The 19,781-nt window shown below is 63.0% G+C and carries 12 protein-coding genes; 5 read left to right on the top strand and 7 right to left on the bottom strand.

Annotated elements, in window-relative coordinates; all coding sequences use genetic code 11:
• The first annotated feature begins 191 nt into the window (after positions 1–191).
• Entirely contained in the window at positions 192–854 is a 663-nt protein-coding gene (locus EI291_RS16620; RefSeq protein WP_125422509.1) for a hypothetical protein, read from the top strand.
• A gap of 122 nt (positions 855–976) precedes the next feature.
• On the opposite strand, the gene EI291_RS16615 is transcribed toward EI291_RS16620, so the two are convergent.
• The 6 genes from EI291_RS16615 to EI291_RS16590 form a co-directional block, all read right to left on the bottom strand.
• Complete coding sequence (locus tag EI291_RS16615) at positions 977–3,211, bottom strand: xanthine dehydrogenase family protein molybdopterin-binding subunit (RefSeq protein WP_125422506.1); 2,235 nt, start codon at positions 3,209–3,211, stop codon at positions 977–979.
• On the bottom strand, positions 3,208–4,230 hold the full coding sequence (locus tag EI291_RS16610) for an FAD binding domain-containing protein (RefSeq protein WP_125422503.1): 1,023 nt from the start codon (positions 4,228–4,230) through the stop codon (positions 3,208–3,210). Before EI291_RS16610 ends, EI291_RS16615 begins: the two co-directional genes overlap by 4 nt.
• Before the next feature lie 73 nt (positions 4,231–4,303).
• Entirely contained in the window at positions 4,304–4,843 is a 540-nt protein-coding gene (locus EI291_RS16605; RefSeq protein ID WP_125422500.1) for a (2Fe-2S)-binding protein, read from the bottom strand.
• Between the two features lie 294 nt (positions 4,844–5,137).
• Positions 5,138–5,716, bottom strand: a complete 579-nt coding sequence (locus EI291_RS16600; RefSeq protein ID WP_125422497.1) for a Crp/Fnr family transcriptional regulator — start codon at positions 5,714–5,716, stop codon at positions 5,138–5,140.
• A 178-nt stretch (positions 5,717–5,894) separates the two neighbouring features.
• Positions 5,895–8,465 (bottom strand): TonB-dependent receptor, encoded by a 2,571-nt coding sequence (locus EI291_RS16595; RefSeq protein ID WP_125422494.1) that lies wholly within the window; start codon positions 8,463–8,465, stop codon positions 5,895–5,897.
• 135 nt (positions 8,466–8,600) lie between these two features.
• Positions 8,601–8,957, bottom strand: coding sequence for a winged helix-turn-helix domain-containing protein (locus EI291_RS16590; protein WP_240635574.1), 357 nt, complete (start codon positions 8,955–8,957; stop codon positions 8,601–8,603).
• Between the two features lie 247 nt (positions 8,958–9,204).
• Here EI291_RS16590 and gltB point away from each other — a divergent pair, with 247 nt between their 5' ends.
• Together gltB and EI291_RS16580 are read left to right on the top strand one after the other, a co-directional pair.
• Positions 9,205–13,722 carry a glutamate synthase large subunit gene (gene gltB / locus EI291_RS16585; protein WP_125422491.1) on the top strand — a complete coding sequence of 1,506 codons (4,518 nt, stop codon included), beginning with the start codon at positions 9,205–9,207 and terminating at the stop codon, positions 13,720–13,722.
• Between the two features lie 255 nt (positions 13,723–13,977).
• Positions 13,978–15,453, top strand: a complete 1,476-nt coding sequence (locus EI291_RS16580) for a glutamate synthase subunit beta (RefSeq protein WP_125422488.1) — start codon at positions 13,978–13,980, stop codon at positions 15,451–15,453.
• Between the two features lie 189 nt (positions 15,454–15,642).
• Here EI291_RS16580 and dnaB read toward each other — a convergent pair whose 3' ends face one another.
• The gene (gene dnaB, locus EI291_RS16575) at positions 15,643–17,178 is read right to left on the bottom strand and encodes a replicative DNA helicase (protein ID WP_240635576.1); all 1,536 of its coding nucleotides are present in this window, start codon (positions 17,176–17,178) and stop codon (positions 15,643–15,645) included.
• 401 nt (positions 17,179–17,579) lie between these two features.
• Here dnaB and EI291_RS16570 point away from each other — a divergent pair, with 401 nt between their 5' ends.
• Together EI291_RS16570 and EI291_RS16565 are read left to right on the top strand one after the other, a co-directional pair.
• Positions 17,580–18,965, top strand: a complete 1,386-nt coding sequence (locus EI291_RS16570; protein ID WP_125422483.1) for a UDP-N-acetylmuramate--L-alanine ligase — start codon at positions 17,580–17,582, stop codon at positions 18,963–18,965.
• A 62-nt stretch (positions 18,966–19,027) separates the two neighbouring features.
• Complete coding sequence (locus tag EI291_RS16565) at positions 19,028–19,738, top strand: alpha/beta fold hydrolase (RefSeq protein ID WP_125422480.1); 711 nt, start codon at positions 19,028–19,030, stop codon at positions 19,736–19,738.
• Positions 19,739–19,781 lie beyond the last annotated feature (43 nt).

The raw sequence follows: 19,781 nt of genomic DNA, 5'->3' as shown, positions 1-19,781 counted from the left end.
AGGCCCGTACCCGTGAAGCAGTGGAGGCGGCTATCCAAACGGCCGTGGACTGGATTTCCAGCAAGGACGCCAAAGCCTGGTTCAACCATTGCGGCTATCATGTATACCGTTCATGAATCCGCTATATTACGTTACATTGCAAAGGCACCCCAAATAGGTTTCGAGAAAGAACGAAAATTCACACTAGCAATATGTTTTCATTTTTCAAGAGCAAAAAAGTTAATATTAATTCCATTCATTTACCCGATTTTGACTATCAGATAACCCTGAGCAGTAGCTCAATTATTCAATGGTCAGATGCAGAAGATAGTATACACATTTCTAAAAACTTCTTCAACATTCCACCTAATATTCCCAACACTAACGATATAACCCAGCTTAGATCGTTCTACAGAAATTCAATCAACCAAGTGAATGGTGGAATAATTGAGGTAGAAACTTTCCGCTTACAGAATTTCGATGCTGTAAGGACTATCTTCAAGATTCCCCAACAGCCGTCAGGTATGGTGTATCTTGCCTCGCTAACTATACCATTTCAAACCTGCAGCTTTGTCATAAAGGCACAGTGCAACGAAGTTGACATATCTGGTATCCGGGATACAATAATTGCCGAAAAGCTCCTCAACGAGAAAAAAATACAGCTTGATGACAATGGGCACAAAGGATGGTTTATTGATCCATACGACTCTGCCTTGAGCACAGGCACATTGATGAATAAATCGGAATTAAGCGAGTATGACTCATACTTTCCAGAACATCCTCTCACACTCGCGAGAAATATTATCAAAGCAATAGAAGAGAATATAGTCTTTGAGGAAGAAGTATATAAACTAAAATCATTCTTCAATAAGTAAATCAAATTATATCTGCGACAGATAAACTTATACCATACAGAGCAACATCATCTCTCACGATACAAAACCGCCCCGCAACCTCACGGTTACGGGGCGGTTTGCGTTACGGCAAGCGGCGGCGGTTACAGCAGCTTGTCAATCATCACGGGTAAGTCGCGGACGCGCTTGCCGGTGGCGTGGTACACGGCGTTGGCCACGGCGGCGGCTACGCCCAGCATGCCCACTTCCCCGATGCCCTTCACGCCCAGCGGGTTCACGATATCGTCTTCCTCCTCCACAAACAGCACATCGATGTCGTGGATGTCGGCGTTGACGGGCACGTGGTACTCGGCGAAGTTGTGGTTCACGTAGCGGCCAAACTTGTGGTCCATCACCGTTTCCTCCATCAGGGCCATGCCAATGCCCCACACCACCGAGCCCAGCACCTGCGAGCGGGCGGTTTTGAGGTTGAGGATGCGGCCGGCGGCCACGGCATTCACCACGCGCGTTACGTGAATGGTGCCCAGCTCCTCGTCTACCTTCACCTCCGCAAACACGATGTTGTGGGAGTGCAGCGAGTACTGCTGCTGCTTGAGCATGTTGGGCATGGCCGAGCTATCGGCTTCCACTTTGGTTTCGCCGCTGGCCTGCAGCACGTCGCGCAGCACCACGGCCTGGTTGGCGTCGGCGCGCAGCCGAATCTGGCCGTTCACGAACTCCACGTCCTCGGGCTTAGCGTCCTTCAGGGGCGAGTTGTCCATCTTCTGGGCCAGCTTCAGCAGCTTTTCGCCCAGAGCCTCGCAGGTGTTTTTCACGGCGGTGCCCACCGAGGCGGCCGTCCAGGAGCCACCCTGCAGCGGAGCCTCGGGCAGCTCGGTGTCGCCCAGCTTAAACGTAACGGCCTCAATGGGCAGGCCCAGCGTCTCGGCCGCAATCTGCGTCATGATGGTGTAGGTGCCCGCGCCGTTTTCGCCGGCCCCGCTCAGCACCGTCAGCTTCCCATCGGCGGTGATGGAGGCTTTGGCGGCCGATTTCTGCTGGGTGGCATCCCACACGCCGCCGCCAATGCCCCAGCCGATGAGCTTGCCATCCGCGTCGCGCATGGAGCGGGGAGCCTGGGTGCGCTGGTCCCAGCCAAACTTGGCCGCGCCCTGGTGGTAGCACTCGCGCAGCTTTTTGCTGCTGAAGGGCTTATCCTGGTTCTGGTCCCGCTCGGCGTAGTTGCGCAGGCGGAACTCCAGCGGGTCGAGGCCGGCCTCGTAGGCCAGCTCATCCATGGCAATTTCCAGCCCCACCGAGCCCGAGGCCGCGCCGGGGGCGCGCATATCCAGGGGCGTGTACACGTCGAGCTTGGCAATCTGGTAGCCCAGCTTCACGTTCTCGCACTGGTAGAGCATGCCGCTCCAGTTCACCACGTTTTCGGTATAGTCCTCAAAGTGCGAGGTTTCGTGGAGGGCGTGGTGCTGCAGGGCGGCCAGCGAGCCATCGGCGTTGGCCGCCAGCTTGAGATACTGCAGCGTGTGCGGGCGGTGCCCGAACGAGAACATCTGCTGGCGGGTGAGCGTGAGGCGCACCGAGCGTTTCAGCTCCAGGGCGGCCAGCACGGCCAGAAACACCGAGTACTGGGGCCGCAGCCCGGCCCCGAAGCCCCCGCCCATGTACTCATTCACCACGCGGCAGTCGTCCTTCTTCAATCCGAAGATTTTGGTGAGGTACTGCTGCACGTTGTACACGCCCTGCGTTTTGTCGTAGGCCGTGATTTTGCCGTCGCCGCGCCACTCCACGGTGGTAGCAAACAGCTCCATGGGGTTGTGGTGCTGGGCGCCGTGCACGTACTCGGCCTCCATGCGGTGCGGGGCTTCTTCCCAGGCTTTGTCGGGGTTGCCGCGGGGCGGCGGTGGCGGCTGGAAGCCGGTTTTGCCCCGGCCAGGCTCGTAGCCCTTGGCGCGCTGGGTTTCCAGGTTGGTTTCGTGGGCTTCCTGCTCGTACTCCACCCGCAGCAGAGAGGCAGCGTAGCGAGCCAGCTCGAAGTTCTCGGCCACTACCAGGGCCACGGGCTGCTGGCTGAACTTGATTTCGGCGTCGTGCAGAGCCCGGAAGGGCGAGCCGCCGGGGGCCACCAGGTCCTTATAGCTCCGGTCGAACCAGGCCAGGGAGGGCACGTTTTCGTGCGAGAACACCTGAATGACGCCGGGCAAAGCCAGCACCTCATCGGCGTGGATTTTGGTGATTTTGCCCTTGGCAATGGGGCTGCTGACCACGTAGCCGTAGGCCAGGTTGGCCACGGCGTACTCGCCCGCGTACCGGGCCGTGCCGGTTACTTTCGCCGGACCATCAACGCGACTGGTGGGCTTGCCTATATAGTTGGTCGTGCTCATGGATTGGAGTTTTGAAAGACGTCGGATGCGGTTTGCGTGCCTTCGGCGGCCTGCTTGAGGGCGCGTACAATGGCGCGGCGGGCCAGTTCCACCTTAAAGTCGTTGGAGCCGTGGCCCTGGGCCCCTTCCAGCACCTTGGCCGCGGCCCGGGCAAAGGTTTCCACGGTGGCCGGCTGACCTTTGAGCAGGTCTTCGGCGGCCTGGTCGCGCCAGGGTTTGTGGGCTACGCCGCCCAGGGCCAGGCGGGCATCCGTAATCGTGTTGCCGTCCAGCTCCAGCGCCGCCGCCACCGATACCAGGGCAAAGGCGTAGCTGCTCCGGTCGCGCAACTTCAGGTAGCTGAAGTTCTTGTTGAAGCCTTCCTTGGGCAGGTCGATGCTCAGAATCAGCTCGCCGGGCTCCAGGGTGTTGTCCTTCTCGGGCTGGTTGCCGGGCAGGCGGTGGAAGTCGTCGAAGGCAATGCTCCGCTCCCCGCCGGGTCCGCTCACGCGCACCGTGGGGGCCAGAGCCGCCAGGGCCACGCACATATCCGAAGGGTGCGTAGCAATGCACGACTCGCTGGTGCCCAGGATGCCGCACACCCGGTTGAAGCCCCCGATGGCCGAGCAGCCCGAGCCCGGCTCCCGCTTATTGCAGGGCGTGGCCAGGTCGTAGAAGTAGTAGCAGCGGGTACGCTGCATGAGGTTGCCGCCGTTGGTGGCGGCGTTGCGCAACTGCGGCGAGGCCCCGGCCAGAATGGCCTGGTTCAGCAGCGGGTAGCGGCTTTTCACCTCGTCGTGCCAGGCGGTATCGGCGTTGGAGGCGGTGGCCCCCAAGCGCAGCCCGCCGTCGGGCAGATTTTCAATATCGGCCAGCGGCAGCTTGCCCACGCTCACGAGGTGGGTGGGGCGCGCCACGTTTTCCTTCATCAAATCGATGAGGTTGGTGCCGCCCCCGATATACGCCGAGCCATCGTGCCCGGCCTTGTCCTGCACGGCGTCCTGAACGGCCGTCGCGCGGTGGTAGGTAAATGAGTTCATTTCAGAGAGCTTAGATGGGAGAACTTAGAGCTTAGAATGGGCAGGATATACCAGAAACAGAACTATCTACGCTCTACTTCCTAGGCTCTAAGCTCTCCTTATCCACTACTTCCTTCACGGCATTCAGGATGCCCACGTAGGCGCCGCAGCGGCAGACGTTGCCGCTCATGTGCTCCCGGATTTCGTCCTCGGTGCGGGCTTTGCCTTCGTTGATGAGGCCCTGGGCCGAGCAGATCTGGCCGGGGGTGCAGTAGCCGCACTGGAAGGCGTCGTGGTCCACGAAGGCCTGCTGCAGCGGGTGCAGGTTCTCAGGGGTACCGAGGCCTTCGATGGTGGTAATGTCCTCCCCTTCGTGCATCACGGCCAGCGTGAGGCAGCTGTTGATGCGCTTGCCATCTACCAGCACGGTGCAGGCCCCGCACTGGCCATGGTCGCAACCCTTCTTGGTGCCGGTCAGGTGCAGGTATTCGCGCAGCGCATCGAGCAGCGTGGTCCAGGGGGCAATCTGCAGGGTGTGCTCCTCGCCGTTGATGGTGAGGCGAACCGGGCCGGTGGGCGGCGGCGCGGCCACCCCGCCGGCGGAAGCCGCGGAGTTGGTCGGTTGCTGGGTCATAGAAAGAAGGTTGAGGTGATGGAGTAGATACGCGAAGGCCACACTGGGGCCGGGCCACAATGGTGCTACCAAGCGTTACGCGAGCCAGCGGAATAGCGTTATGCTTTCCGCCTTATTTCTCCTGTACAAAATCCTATCCTTGCTCATCGCCCCCACTGCCGCCTTATTTATCAGCTTCTTAGCACTGTATCCATATTCAGTCTAAATAGCCCAACTGTGCGGAGGTCAACCATCCAGCCGTAGTTCTATATTTCGTCATATTTATATGGATATAACGCCAGCCCAGGCCGGACGTTACCCCCGCCCCCGCCCCGCCCGCAGCCGGCTCAGCGACTCGGGCGTGATGCCCAGGTAGGCCGCAATGTGCCGCTGCGGCAGCCGTCGGGCCAGCGTGGGGTACAGCTGCTGAAACTCTTGGTACCGGGCCTCGGCTGGGGCGCTCAGCACCCCAATCAGCCGGCGCTGCATGGCTACCAGACTGTTCTGCAGCAGCTCGTAGAAAAACGCCTGAAACTCCGGCCCTAGCGCCGGCAACTGCCCGTACAGCCCCGCCCCGAACAGCAGCACCTCCGAGTCTTCCAGCGCCTCAATGGTGAACAGCGCCGGCGCGTGGTGGCGGAGGCTGTGCTGGTCGGCAATCCACCAGTTTTCGGGGGCAAACTGCAGGATGTGTTCTTTCTGCCGGGCATCCGTCACGTAGCTGCGCAGGCACCCCCGCACCACAAACGCTCCGAACCGCGCCGGTTCCCCCTGCCGCCCCAGCACCTCCCCCTTCGCCAGCCGCCGCGGCGTCAGCAGGCCAGCCAGAGTATCAAACTGGGCTTCAGTGAGCGGGAGTTTGTCGTGGAAGTATGTGCGGAGGGCGTCGAGCATGGGACTAAAACTAGAGCTAAAAACTAGCTCCCCTCCTTGGAAAGGAGGGGCTGGGGGTGGTTGATAATCGTTGAACAGTTTTTAGAAGTTAGCTTCTAGCTGATGTTCAGACGCAAGTCAACCACCCCCAGCCCCTCCTTTCCAAGGAGGGGAGCTAGTTTTTAGCTTCTTAGGCTATTTACAGCCCATACGTAACCTGCAGGTAGTACAGCCCGCCAACGCTGGGGCCGCCGAGGTAGCTCACGTAGTAGTGGTTGAGCACGTTGCTGGCGCCCAGTTTGAAGCGCAGGTTGGGCTCGGGCAGGCGGTAGCTGAGCTGGGCGTCGAGGGTGCCGTAGGCGGGCACGTAGCCGGTTACCAGGAAGGTTTGGGAGTAGTAGCGCTGCTGCCAGTGGTAGTTGAGGCCGAAACCGAAGTTATTCACCACGTTTTCGTTGCCCAGACTTACGTTGGCGGCCCAGCGCGGCGTGTTGAAGCCGTCCTCCAGCCCATCGCCCGACTCGGTGCGGCGCAGGCGGGCGTAGGTGGCGCTGGCCCCGGCCAGGTAGCCGCCGGCCACCTCGTAGCGCAAACCCAGGGAACCACCGTAGTTGTATACCCGGCTGCGGGAGTTCGTCCAGAGGCGGTAGCGGGCCTGGCCGGCGCGGGCGCTCAGGGCGGTAGCCACTGCGCTCAGGTCGGTGCCCGAATTAAGCGGCTGGCCGGTGGCATCCAGGGGCACGTAGGCTTCCACCTGGGCAATAAAGTCGCGGTAGGTGTTGGAGTAGAAATCCACATCGGCCAGCAGGCGGCCGCCGGGTAGCAGCGCCGCCTTGTAGCCCAGCTCGATGGAGTTGATGTGCTCGGGCCGCAGGTAGGTGTAGGGGTTTTTCGTCAGCAGGCCCTGGTTCTGGCTGATGGCCTGGCTGCGCGAGAGGCCGCCGGTGTTCACGCCCTGCGTCACGGCCGCGTTGAAGGCATCAATGGAGCTGCGCAGGTAGCTGTTCTCAAACACCCCATCCGACATCACCCGCAGGCCCCCGATGCGCTTCACCTGCCCGCTGTTCACGTTGGAAAACCCCTCAAACAAGCTCGGAAACCGGTAGCCGCTCTGGTAGCTCACCCGGAAGTTGTGGCGCTGAGTGGGCGAGTACACGGCCGTGAGGCGCGGGTTGAAGCGGGTACTGAAGTAGTCGTTCTTATCGGCCCGCAGCGTGGCCGTCAGGCGCACTTTCTCCTGCCACAGCCGCGCCCCGGCCTGCACGAAGCCGCCGGTTTTGCCATACGTGAGCGTGCTGAACGGATCCTCTCCTGCCTCGGGGTTGATGAAGTAATTGCCGTCGGGCTGGATGAAGTAGGTGCGGTGGTCGAGGCCCAGCAGCACGTCGGCCCAGGCGGGCAGGGCTTTGCCGCCGCCCCGGCGCAGGGCTTCGCCGAGGTTCAGCTGGCCTTCCAGGTGCAGCAGATCGGCCTGCACGCGCAGGGCCGCGCCCTGGTCCCAGTTGTTGATGTCAGCCAGCTCGCGCAGGCGCTGCTGGAACTCCGGCGTGCCGGGCTGCAAGCGGCCGGCATCGGCGGCGGCGCGGGCCGTGGCGTGCGCCTGGGCCACCGTCTGCCCGGCCTGGGCGGCGGCGTTCCAGGCGGTGGTGTAGTCCTGGTTCCAGCGGGCGTCGGGCTTAAAGCTGCGGTCCAGGTTTTCGGCCATGCTGCGCAGGTTGTAGCTGCGGCCGGTATTTTCCTGGGTGAAGTAGGCGCGGGCCTGCCCCACGGGGCCGGTGAGCTGCAGGGCGTGCTGCTGCAGGTGGTAGTTGTCGAGCCGGAACCGGTTGCTGCGCTGGTACACGTTGTCGAAGTTGGCCCCGCGGTAAGTGTAGGCCAGCTCCGTTTTGTCGGTGAGCTTATAGTGCAGGGCCGCGTCGTACTTGAGGGTTTGCAGCTGGTAGTCGGTCACGTCCTGCTCCCGGTAGCCGGTGCGGGCCACCTGGTAGCTTTTGCCCCCCAGCGTCAGCGTCGAGCGGTTTGAGGATTCGTTGCCGTAGCTGCTCACCGGGTCGCGGGCGGGGTTATCGGCCCCCAGCAGGCCGGTGGTGGCGTTGCCGTTGGGGTTGATGTCGGTCGGGTCGCGGGCAATCCAGTCGTAGCCGCGCAGGTAGGTGCCGTTCACTTTTACCGCCCACTTCGGGCCCAGCACCCGGGCGTAGCGCATACTGGTTTCGGAAAAGGCGTGCGCGCCGGTGGCCGGGTCGTTGAGGTGGTTGACTCCGGTTTTTTGCTGCACGCTCAGGCCGGGGCTGCGGAACGGGTTGCGGGTGCTGAAGTTGGCCAGCCCGTTGATGGCGTTGAGCCCATACAGCGCCGCGGCCGTGCCCGGCACCAGCTCCACGGCCTGAATATCCAGGTCGCTCGGCCCCAGCACGTTCCCAATGGGCCCGCCGATGTGCGGGGCTTGGTTGTCGATGCCGTCCACGAGCTGGGCGAAGCGCACGTTGGTGGTGTTGCTGAAGCCCCGGGCGTTCAGCACCCGAAACCCCAGACTGGGCGTAATCATCTGCACGCCCTTCAGGTGCTCAATGGCATCGAAAAACGATGCCGCGGGCGTGAGCCGCAGCTGCCGGGCGTTGAGCTTCTCCACCGTCACGGGCGACTGCAAAATGCTTTCCTCCACCTTCGAGGCCGTTACCACCACCTCCCCCAGCCGCGTCGTATCGGCGGGGGCCTGGGCGTGGGCCAGTATCGGAAGCAGCAGCAGAGCAGGCGTAACGTGTTTCATTCGTTATATTTTTCCAAACATAACGAATAATGGGCGTACGGGTTTCCCGCAGAGGGCACAGAGTTTTTCGCAGACGCGGAGGTAGTTCGTCTGCGTCCTCTGCGGAAACCTCTGCGCCCTCTGCGGGAACCAACGCTAGAACAGCCGCGCCGCCTCCGCCGCCAGAAACGCCTGAAACCGGGTCTGCAAACCCTCGAACTCCGCCATCAGGGCCTCGCCCTCGGGCGTTACCACGGTGCCGCCGCCGCGCTTGCCGCCGGTTTGGGTGAGCACCAGCGGCCGTGCGCTCTGGGCATTCAACGACGACACCAAATCCCAGGCCCGTTTGTACGACATGCCCATTTCCTGCGCCGCCTTCGAGATGGAGCCGTGCTGCTGAATCTGGCGCAGCAGTTCCAGCCGCCCGATGCCCATAAACCGGTCGTCCGCGGATTCCACCCAAAGGCGGCCAGTGAGGCGGAAGGTCAGGTCGGGGCGTAGCAGGTCTTTCATGCGGGCAAATATCGGGGTTTGGGCGGGGGTTGGAAATCGTAGCGACCAGGGCCGGGACCACTACCCAAAATGGCCGCTGCCGGGGCCAGCGGGCCGTTTTGCGCTTGCTGAGCGCAGAAAACCCGCCGGGGTTTGAAACCGGAAAACTACCGCGGGCCACTCGGCCGGCCCCGCGCGGCGGCGGTATACTGGGCCCGGACCTGCTGCCGGGGGTCACTCATGCCTGAACCTACGACAACTCAATCCGATGGAGCAAACTGCCCCGCAAGGACTATACCGCCCCGAATTTGAGCACGACGCCTGCGGCACTGGCTTTATTGCCTACGTGGATGGCCGCCGCTCGCACCAGATTGTGGCCGATGCGCTGACGATTCTGGAGAACATGGAGCACCGCGGGGCCTGCGGCTGCGACGCCGACTCCGGCGACGGGGCCGGCCTGCTGCTGCAACTGCCCCACTGGTTTCTGCTGGAGGAGTGTACCACGCTGGGCATCCGCCTGCCCGAGCCCGGCGAGTACGGCGTGGGTATGGCCTTTCTGCCCAAAAACGAGGCCCTGCGCCACATCAGCCGCGACATCATCAGCCAGGCCGCCGCCCGGCTGGGGTTTCCGGTGCTGGGCTACCGGCCGGTGCCGGTGAACCCCGCCGGCATCGGCCCCACGGCCCTGGCCGCCGAGCCGGCCGTGGAGCAGGTGTTTGTGGGCCGCCCCGCCGGCGTGCACACGCCCGAGGAGTTTGAGCGCAAGCTTTACGTGCTGCGCCGCCTCATCAGCCACGACACCGCCGCCCAACTGCCCCAGGAGGAAGTCTACTTCACGTCGTTTTCCTGTCGGGTTATCATCTACAAGGGCCAGCTGACCACCTATCAGGTGCGCGGCTACTTCCCCGAGCTATCGGATGAGCGCGTGACCTCGGGGCTGGGGCTGGTGCACAGCCGGTTTTCCACCAATACCTTTCCCAGCTGGCGGCTGGCCCAGCCCTTCCGGCTGCTGGCCCACAACGGCGAAATCAACACGCTGCGCGGCAACCTCAACTGGTTTTACGCCGGCCTGCCCTCCTACCTCTCGCCCTACTTCTCGGCCGAGGAAATGGAGATTCTGCTGCCCGTCATCGACTCCGGCCAGTCGGACTCGGCCTGCCTCGACAACATTGTGGAGCTGCTGCTGCACTGCGGCCGGAGTCTGCCCCAGGTGATGATGATGCTGGTGCCCGAGGCCTGGGACGGCAACGAGCAGATGGATCCGCTCAAGAAAGCCTTCTACGAGTTCCACGCCACGTTTATGGCTCCCTGGGACGGCCCGGCGGCCCTGCTGTTCACCGATGGCCGCATGGTGGGGGCCATGCTGGACCGCAACGGCCTGCGCCCCCTGCGCTACGCCGTCACCGACGATGGCCGGGTGCTGGTAGCCTCCGAAGCCGGGGTGCTGGGCGCGGGTCTGCCCGAAGCCCGGGTGGTGCGCAAGGGCCGTCTGCAGCCCGGCAAAATGCTGCTCATCGACACCGTGGCGGGCCAGATTATCACCGACGAGGAGCTGAAAACCCAGGCCGCCACCCGCCAGCCCTACGGCCAGTGGCTGAGCGAGTACCAGATCCGGCTGGAAGAATTGCCCGAGCCCCGGCTGGTGTTCACCGATTTGTCGGCCGAGTCGGTGTTCAAGTACCACCAGGTGTTCGGCTACACCCGCGAGGATATTGACACGATTCTGACGCCCATGGCCGTGGAGGGCAAGGAGCCCATCGGCTCGATGGGCGTCGATTCGCCGCTGGCGGTGCTTTCCGACCAGCCCCAGCACCTGAGCAGCTACTTCAAGCAGTTCTTCGCCCAGGTCACCAACCCGCCCATCGACCCCATTCGGGAGCGGCTGGTGATGAGCCTGGCCACCTTCATCGGCAACAACGGCAACATTCTCGACGAGGACAAGATGCACTGTCACTGCGTGGCGTTGCGCCAGCCCATCCTCACCAACCACGAGCTGGAAAAGCTGCGCAGCATCGATACGGGGCTGTTCAACGCCAAAACCATCAACACCTACTTCCGGGCCGATGGCAAGCCGGGGGCGCTGGCCGCCGGCCTGGCCCGCCTCTGCCGCTACGCCGAGGATGCGGTGGACGACGGGTTTGAGGTGCTGATTCTGTCGGACCGCGCCCTGGATTCGGAGCACGCCGCCATTCCGTCGTTGCTGGCCGTGTCGGCGGTGCACCACCACCTGATTCGGAAGGGCTACCGGGGCTCGGTGGGGCTGGTGGTGGAAGCCGGCGACGCCTGGGAAGTGCACCACTTTGCCTGTCTGCTGGCCTTCGGGGCTACGGCCATCAACCCCTATCTGGCGCTCAGTACCATCCGTACGTTGCACTACGAGGGGCGGCTGGGCGCGGGCCTGAGCGTGCCCAAGCTGGAAGCCAACTACCAGAAGGCCGTGTGCGACGGGCTGCTGAAAATCTTCTCCAAGATGGGCATCAGCACCCTGCAGAGCTACCACGGCGCGCAGGTGTTCGAAATACTGGGCCTGCACCGCGCGGTGGTGGATCAGTATTTCACCGGGGCCGTGACGCGCATTGGCGGGCTGGGGCTCGATGAAATTGCCCGCGAAACCCTGTTTAAGCATTTCCAGGGCTTCCGCAGCAGCACCCTGGAAGAACAGCTGCTGCTGCCCGAGGGCGGCGTGTACCAGTGGCGGCGGCGGGGCGAGGCCCACCAGTTCAACCCCAAAACCGTGCACCTGCTGCAGCACGCCACCCGCACCAACTCCTACGCCACCTACCAACGCTACGCCCGGCTGGTGAACGAGCCCGGCAAAGGGGCCTTCACGCTGCGCGGACTGCTGGATTTTGCCCACCACCGCCCGGCTGTACCGCTGGATGAGGTGGAGCTGGCCGAGCACATCATGCGGCGCTTTGCCACCGGGGCCATGTCGTTCGGCTCGATTTCGCACGAGGCGCACAGCACCCTGGCCATTGCCATGAACCGCATCGGGGGCAAGAGCAACACCGGCGAGGGCGGCGAGGACCCCATGCGCTACGAAGTGATGGAAAACGGCGACTCCATGCGCTCGGCCATCAAGCAGGTGGCCTCGGCCCGCTTCGGCGTCACGGCCCACTACCTCACCAACGCCGACGAGCTGCAAATCAAGATGGCCCAGGGCGCCAAGCCCGGGGAAGGCGGCCAGCTGCCCGGCCACAAGGTGGACGAGTGGATTGCCAAAGTCCGCCACGCCACGCCCGGTGTCGGCCTCATCTCGCCCCCACCCCACCACGACATCTACTCCATCGAAGACCTGGCCCAGCTCATCTTCGACCTCAAAAATGCGAACCGCAAAGCCCGCATCAACGTGAAGCTGGTGAGTAAGGCCGGGGTGGGCACCATTGCGGCCGGCGTAGCCAAGGCCCACGCCGACGTGATTCTGATTGCGGGCTACGACGGCGGCACCGGCGCTTCGCCCCTGAGCAGCATCCGCCACGCCGGGCTGCCCTGGGAGCTGGGCCTGGCCGAAGCCCACCAAACCCTGGTGCGCAACCAGCTCCGCAGCCGCGTGGTATTGCAAGCCGACGGCCAGCTGAAAACCGGCCGCGACCTGGCCATTGCCACCCTGCTGGGGGCCGAGGAATGGGGCGTGGCTACCGCCGCGCTGGTGGCCGGGGGCTGCGTGATGATGCGCAAGTGCCACCTCAACACCTGCCCCGTGGGCGTGGCCACCCAGGACCCCGAGCTGCGCCGCCTGTTCAGCGGGCAGCCTGAGCACATCGTGAATTTGTTCCGCTTCTTGGCCGAGGAGCTGCGCGAAATCATGGCCGGGCTGGGCTTCCGCACCGTGAACGAGATGGTGGGCCGGGCCCAGTTCCTGAAGCCCCGCCCCGACATCACGCACTGGAAAGCCCGCCACCTCGACCTGCGCGACCTGCTGTACCTGACCTCCCCCGCGGCCGGCAGCACCCTGCACCAGAGCGAGACCCAGGACCACGGCCTCCAGCACATCCTCGACTGGCAGCTGCTGGAGCACGCCCGTCCGGCCCTAGACTTCCAGCAGCCCGTGCGGGCCGATTTTGCCGTGTGCAACACCAACCGCACCATCGGCACGCTACTTTCCAACGAAATCACCAAGCGCTACCACGCCGCCGGCCTCCCCGAGGGCACCATCGAGTACACCTTCCGCGGGTCGGCGGGGCAGAGCTTCGGGGCGTTCAGCGTGCGGGGACTGAGCTTCCGGCTGGAGGGCGAAGCCAACGATTACGTGGGCAAGGGTCTGAGCGGGGCCCGCCTCATCATCCACCCCGCCCCCGACGCCCGGTTTGCGCCCGAGCAGAACATCATCATCGGCAACGTGGCGCTGTACGGGGCCACTTCCGGCGAGCTGTTTGTGCGCGGGCAGGCCGGGGAGCGGTTTGCGGTGCGCAACTCCGGGGCCACGGCCGTGGTGGAGGGCGTGGGCGACCATGGCTGCGAGTACATGACGGGAGGCCGGGCCCTCATCCTGGGCCCCACCGGCCGCAACTTCGCCGCCGGCATGAGCGGGGGCATCGCCTGGGTGTACGACGCCGACGGCTCCTTCCCTCAGAACTGCAACCCTGAAATGGTGGAGCTCGACCCGCTCGACGCCGACGACGAAACCCACATCCAGCACCTGCTCCGCCAGCACCACGAGCTCACCGGCAGCCAGCTGGCCGCCTTCCTGCTCGCCAACTGGCCCGAGGAAGCCGGAAAGTTCGTGAAGGTGTTCCCCAGCGAGTATAAAAAGGTGCTGCAAAAGGCCCAGGTGGCGGTAGGGTAACGCCTCACCCCCCGGCCCCCTCTCCAGGGGGAGCCAGACGGCAGGATGTAGAGACGCAATATTTTGCGTCTCCCGCCAGAACGAGCCGCCAGGATGTCCGCCACAACAAGTCGCCACCAGCACAATCAGCATCTCACAGTAAAAACAACATCAGCAACGACGAGACGCGAAGTATCGCGTCTCTACAACCGCCAACGTCGTCTGGCTCCCCCTCTCCCCCTGGAGAGGGGGCCGGGGGGGTGAGGCACCACGCACATGGGCAATAGCACCGGTTTCAAGGAATTTCAGCGGGAGCTGCCCGCCAAGGCCGCCCCGCAGGAGCGCGTGGCACACAACCGCGAGTTTGTGGGCCAGTACTCTGATACGCAGCTCCGGCAGCAGTCGGGGCGGTGCATGGAGTGCGGCATTCCGTTCTGCCACGCGGGCTGCCCGCTGGGCAACATCATCCCCGAGTTCAACGACGCCGTGTACCGCCAGGACTGGGAGCAGGCCTACCAGATCCTGAGCGCCACCAACAACTTCCCCGAGTTTACCGGCCGCATCTGCCCCGCCCCCTGCGAGTCGGCCTGCGTGCTGGGCATCCATGCCGCGCCGGTGGCCATTGAGGAAATCGAGCGGCACATCATCGAGACGGCCTTTGCCCGGGGCTACGTACGGCCCACGGCGCCGGTACTCAAAACCGGCAAATCGGTGGCCGTGGTGGGCTCGGGTCCGGCGGGACTGGCGGCGGCGGCTCAGCTGGTGCGGGCCGGCCACGCCGTGACGGTATTTGAGCGCGACGACCGGCCCGGCGGCCTCCTACGCTACGGCATCCCCGATTTCAAGCTGGATAAATGGGTGATTGACCGCCGCCTGCGCCTGCTGGAAGAAGACGGCGTGCAGTTCCGCTGCAATACCGAAGTCGGCCGGGACATACCCGCCCAGGAATTAATGGCGCAGTTTGATGCCGTGGTGCTGGCCGGTGGGGCCCTGGAGCCCAAAGACCTGCCTCTGCCCGGCCGCGAGCTGCCCGGCATCCACTTCGCCATGGACTACCTCACCCAGCACAACCGCCGCGTAAGCGGCCTGCCGCTGTCGGAGACCGAAATTCAGGCCACCGGCCTCGACGTGGTGGTCATCGGCAGCGGCGACACCGGCTCCGACTGCGTGGGCACGGCCAACCGCCAGCAGGCCCGCTCCGTCACGCAGTTTGCCCTCATGCACCAGCCCGCCCCCGAGCGGCCCCACTTCGAGCCCTGGCCCCACTACCCCACGGCCGTGTTCCGCACCAGCACCTCCCACGAGGAAGGCTGCCAGCGCTACTGGGGCATCAACACCAAAGCCTTCCTGGCCGATGAGCACGGCCGCCTGCGGGCCCTGCTGGTCACCGACGTTACCTGGGAAACCGACGTGCTGGGCCGCCGCCTCGCCTTCACCGAAATCGAGGGTTCGGAGCGTGAAATTCCCTGCCAGCTGGCTTTGCTGGCCCTGGGCTTCGCCTCCCCCCGCTACGAAGGCCTCCTGGAGCAGCTCGGCGTGGCCCTCGACGACCGGGGCAACGTGCGCACCCCCTCCGACACCGACTTCCTCACCTCCCAGCCCAATGTCTTCGTGGCCGGCGACATGCGCCGGGGCCAGTCGCTGGTGGTATGGGCCATTTCCGAAGGCCGCGAAGCCGCCCGCCAAGTAGACCTGTTCCTAATGGGCAAAACCGCCCTGCCCAGCAAAGATGCGGTGGGCATGTTTGGGTAGGGTCGTTTGAACTTGAAGTAACAGAGCGTCATGCTGAGCGGAGCCGGAGGCGTAGTCGAAGCATCTCTACCGCTTCGTTGCCATGGTAATCCAATGAAGCGGTAGAGATGCTTCGGCAAGCTCAGCATGACGTTCTAGAAACCCAAACCGCCCGCTGGTACCAGCGGGCGGTTTGGGTTTCTTGGCGGACTAAAACGGCGGTGGGCCGTCGTCGAAGTTGCTGCGGGGGAAGGGCTGCGCGGGCGGCGGGCCGTCGTTGTTGATGCGGGAGCCGAGGCGGATGGTGTTCGGGGCGAAGCCGGATTGGTCGTCGTCGAAGGTGCTGGTGGGGAAAGCGCTGGGGTTGAAGCCCGCGTCGCCGAAGCCACCGCCAGCCCCGTCGAGGTCGGCAAACTTGGTGAACTTGCCGATGAACTTCAGCTGCACAGTTTCCAGGGAGCCGTTCCGGTGCTTGGCAATAATCACCTCGCCGGTACCCTGCGTGGGGTTACCCATTTCGTCCTCTGTAATCTTGTAGTACTCAGGCCGGTACAGGAACACCACCATGTCGGCATCCTGCTCGATGGAGCCCGATTCCCGAAGGTCACTGAGCTGGGGCTTTTTGTCGCCGCCGCGGGTTTCCACCGAGCGGCTTAGCTGCGACAGGGCCAGAACCGGCACATTCAGCTCCTTAGCAATGCCCTTCAGGGCCCGCGAAATCGAGGCAATTTCCTGTTCCCGGTTGCCCCCACCCTTGCCATCCGTGTTACCTGTCATCAGCTGCAGGTAGTCGATGATGATCATCTGAATGTCGTGGTGGGCCTTGAGGCGGCGGCACTTGGTGCGCAGCTCCCGGATGCTGAGGCCCGGCGTATCGTCGATGTAAATGGGGGCCGACGACAGAGCCGAAATCTTGTGGTTCAGCTGGGCCCACTCATAGTCGGCCAAGTTGCCCTTCTTGATTTTCTCCGAATCCAGCTCCGCCTCCGCCGAAATCAGACGGTTCACAAGCTGCAGCGAGGACATTTCCAGCGAGAAAATAGCCACTGGCTTCTTAAACTCCACCGCCGCGTTACGCATAGCGGACACCACGAAGGCGGTTTTACCCATACCGGGCCGCGCTGCAATAATCACTAAATCAGATGGTTGCCAACCCGACGTAACCCGATCCAACGCCGAGAAGCCGGAGGGTACGCCGGTAAGGCCGTCCTTCTGGTCTTTCTTTTCTTCCAGCTCCTTGATGGCCTTGCCCATCAGGCTGCGCATGTCGTCGAAGTTCTTGCGGATGTTGGATTCCGACACCTCGAACAACGACTGCTCAGTGCTGTCGAGCAGGTTGAACACGTCGGTGGTGTCCTCGAAGGCGTCGCGCTGAATGTCGGAGGCAATGCGGATCAGCTCCCGCTTGATGGCGTTTTCGGTGATGATGCGGGCGTGGTACTCAATGTTGGCCGCCGAGTTTACCTTGAAGGTGAGGTTGGCCACGTAGTGCGCCCCGCCGGCCGCCTCCAGCTCGCCCATTTCCCGCAGCTCGTGCGTAACCGTAAGAATATCAATCGGCTCCGACTTATCGAACAGATTCAGAATGGCCTTGAAGATGCGGATGTGGCCCTCCTTGTAGAAGCTCTGGGGTTTCAGGATGTCGATAACCGTGGTCAGGGCATCCTTTTCCAGCATAAGGGCCCCCAGCACGGCGGCTTCCAGCTCCAGGGCCTGGGGCGGCAGTTTGCCCGCGGCTCCACCCATGGGCAGCTGCGCCGGGCGGCTGTTCCAGGCAGCTTTGGCCCGCGAGGCCGAAAGTTTCAGGCGGTCATCCATCCGGTCGTTCATTACTAACTAAGCACTACAAGGTAAGCAGGTTGGGCCGGTTTTGGGCAGGATTCCGGCCCGGGCTCTTCAACTTTTCAGCCAAAGGGGCACAAATCTAACGGCTGGGCTCTACAATCCGGGACTGGCACAAAAGGTTTCTTTTTTGTATGCTGATACTGAACAGAACCTCCCTGGAACAAGCTCAGAGCCTGAGGGTGAGCAGAGTAGAATGAAGCTTCGAACCCCACCCCTACGGCGTGCGGGCCGGCCGGCCGAGTCTGCCCATGTACACATCGGCCGGGCAATGTACCTTTGTGGCCTGCTTACTTATTTCCCGAATGGCCGCAACTCCTTCTTCGCTCCAACGCCTGCACCTGATTGCTACCGGGGGCAGCATTATGCACAACCTGGCTTTGGCCCTCCACCAGCGCGGGGCCCAGGTAACGGGTTCCGACGACGAGATTTTTGAGCCGGCCAAAAGCCGCCTGGCTACCGCCGGCCTGCTGCCGGCCGAAGAAGGCTGGTTTCCGGAGAAGATTACGGCCGACCTCGACGCGGTGATTGTGGGCATGCACGCCCGCCCCGACAACCCTGAGCTGCTGCGGGCCCAGGAGCTGGGCCTGCGGGTGTACTCGTTCCCGGAATTCATTTACGAGGCCTCCCGCGACAAGCAGCGCATCGTCATTGGCGGCTCGCACGGCAAAACCAGCATTACCTCGCTTATTCTGCACGTACTGCGCTACCACGGCCGTAAGTTCGATTACGCCGTGGGGGCCCAGCTGGAAGGCTTCGACCTGATGGTGCAGCTCACCGACGACGCGCCCATCATCATCATTGAAGGTGACGAGTACCTATCCTCCCCCATCGACCGGCGGCCCAAATTCCACCTCTATCAGCACCACATCGGCGTGATTTCCGGCATCAGCTGGGACCACATCAACGTGTTTCCGACGGAGGAGGTGTACCGGGAGCAGTTCAAGATCTTCGCGGAGATGACGCCCAAGGCCGGCGTGCTCATCTACGACCAGGACGACGAGCAGGTACAGCTGGTGACGGTGCCCAGCTCGCCCGACGTGAAGTACATTGGCTATGGCCCCCATGAGCACGTGATTCGGGACGGCAAAACCTACCTGATTACCAAAAAGGACGAGGAGGTGCCCGTGCAGGTGTTCGGGGCGCACAACTTGCGCAACATCTCGGCGGCCAAGGAAGTGTGCAAGCAGCTGGGCATCAAAGGCAAGGAGTTTTACGAAGCCCTGGCCACGTTTAAAGGTGCGGCCCGCCGCCTGGAAAAGGTGCGGGAAGGCGTGGGCTCCGTTGTGTATAAGGATTTCGCCCACGCGCCCAGCAAGCTGAAAGCCACTGCCACTGCCTTCAAAAATCAGTACCCGGAGCGCAAGCTGGTAGCCTGCCTGGAGCTGCACACGTTCAGCTCCCTGAACCCGGCCTTTTTGCCCCAATACGCCCACACCTTCGATGCGCCCGACGTGGCGGTAGTGTACTTCAACCCCCACGTACTGGAGCACAAGCGCCTGCCCGCCCTGCCGCCCGAAGCCGTGCAGCAGGCCTTCCAGCGGCCCGATTTGCGCGTATTCACTGACAGCAAGGAGCTGGCCGCTTTCCTGCATGCCCAGAACTGGCAAAACGCCAATCTGCTGATGATGTCCTCAGGCACGTTTGACGGGCTGGATCTGAATCAGCTGGCGGCCGAAGTAACCAACTAATTTATTCTTCGCCTCTGACCTGGTCCTGCTCAGCAGGCCGGCCAGAGGCGAAGAACCAAGGCATGAAACACACCATTTTGCTCCTGCACGGGGCGTTGGGCTCAGAAGCAGAACTGAAGTTTCTGAAACGGGAGCTGCCGTCCTTTTACGATGTGTATTCTTTCTCCTTCGGGGGCCACGGTGGACGGCCATTTACGCCGAAAGCCTTTTCGATGAAGCATTTCGCGCAGGAAGTCCGGCAGTTTATTCTGGACCGCAACCTGCCGCCGGTGCATGTGTTCGGGTACAGCATGGGCGGTTACGCAGCTCTCACGGCGGCCGTGGCATGGCCGGAGCTGTTCAGCAGCATCACCACCCTGGGCACTAAGTTCGACTGGACGCCGGGCGCAGCGGTGCAGGCTACCAGTTTTCTGGATGCGGCCGCCATGCACGAGAAAGTGCCGCAGTTTGCCACACACCTGGAGCAGCTGCACGCCCCGGTGCCCCTGCCGGAGTTCCTATCAGCCACGGCGGGCCTGCTGCGGGGTTTGGGCGATGCCCCGTTGCTCAATGCCGAAAACCTGGCCGCGCTGGAAGTGCCGGTGCAGGTGCTGGTGGGCGAGCTGGACAAAACGGCCGGCGTGGATGCCTCCCGCGCCTATGCCGACCACATGCCCCGCGCCACCTTCGAAATCATCATGAACACCCCCCACCCGCTGGAAAAAGTAAATCCCGATGTATTGGTAAACCGAATTGCCCGGTTTGTGGAGATGGTACAGGAAGGCCTGGCCTAACAGGTAACGCTATATAAAGCGAAACGCCCGATGCGCATTGTAG

The organism is Hymenobacter rigui, assembly GCF_003944715.1.
Lineage (GTDB): Bacteria > Bacteroidota > Bacteroidia > Cytophagales > Hymenobacteraceae > Hymenobacter > Hymenobacter rigui.
This window is presented reverse-complemented; position numbering and strand designations above follow the sequence as displayed.

Bases quoted from the DNA above. Each gene is read 5' to 3' on its own strand.
- EI291_RS16565 (WP_125422480.1), top strand. From the start codon at position 19,028: ATGAAACACACCATTTTGCTCCTGCACGGGGCGTTGGGCTCAGAAGCA.
- EI291_RS16595 (WP_125422494.1), bottom strand. From the start codon at position 8,465: ATGAAACACGTTACGCCTGCTCTGCTGCTGCTTCCGATACTGGCCCAC.
- EI291_RS16620 (WP_125422509.1), top strand. From the start codon at position 192: ATGTTTTCATTTTTCAAGAGCAAAAAAGTTAATATTAATTCCATTCAT.
- EI291_RS16600 (WP_125422497.1), bottom strand. From the start codon at position 5,716: ATGCTCGACGCCCTCCGCACATACTTCCACGACAAACTCCCGCTCACT.
- EI291_RS16580 (WP_125422488.1), top strand. From the start codon at position 13,978: ATGGGCAATAGCACCGGTTTCAAGGAATTTCAGCGGGAGCTGCCCGCC.
- EI291_RS16610 (WP_125422503.1), bottom strand. From the start codon at position 4,230: ATGAACTCATTTACCTACCACCGCGCGACGGCCGTTCAGGACGCCGTG.
- EI291_RS16615 (WP_125422506.1), bottom strand. From the start codon at position 3,211: ATGAGCACGACCAACTATATAGGCAAGCCCACCAGTCGCGTTGATGGT.
- gltB (WP_125422491.1), top strand. From the start codon at position 9,205: ATGGAGCAAACTGCCCCGCAAGGACTATACCGCCCCGAATTTGAGCAC.
- dnaB (WP_240635576.1), bottom strand. From the start codon at position 17,178: ATGGGTGGAGCCGCGGGCAAACTGCCGCCCCAGGCCCTGGAGCTGGAA.
- EI291_RS16590 (WP_240635574.1), bottom strand. From the start codon at position 8,957: ATGAAAGACCTGCTACGCCCCGACCTGACCTTCCGCCTCACTGGCCGC.
- EI291_RS16570 (WP_125422483.1), top strand. From the start codon at position 17,580: ATGGCCGCAACTCCTTCTTCGCTCCAACGCCTGCACCTGATTGCTACC.
- EI291_RS16605 (WP_125422500.1), bottom strand. From the start codon at position 4,843: ATGACCCAGCAACCGACCAACTCCGCGGCTTCCGCCGGCGGGGTGGCC.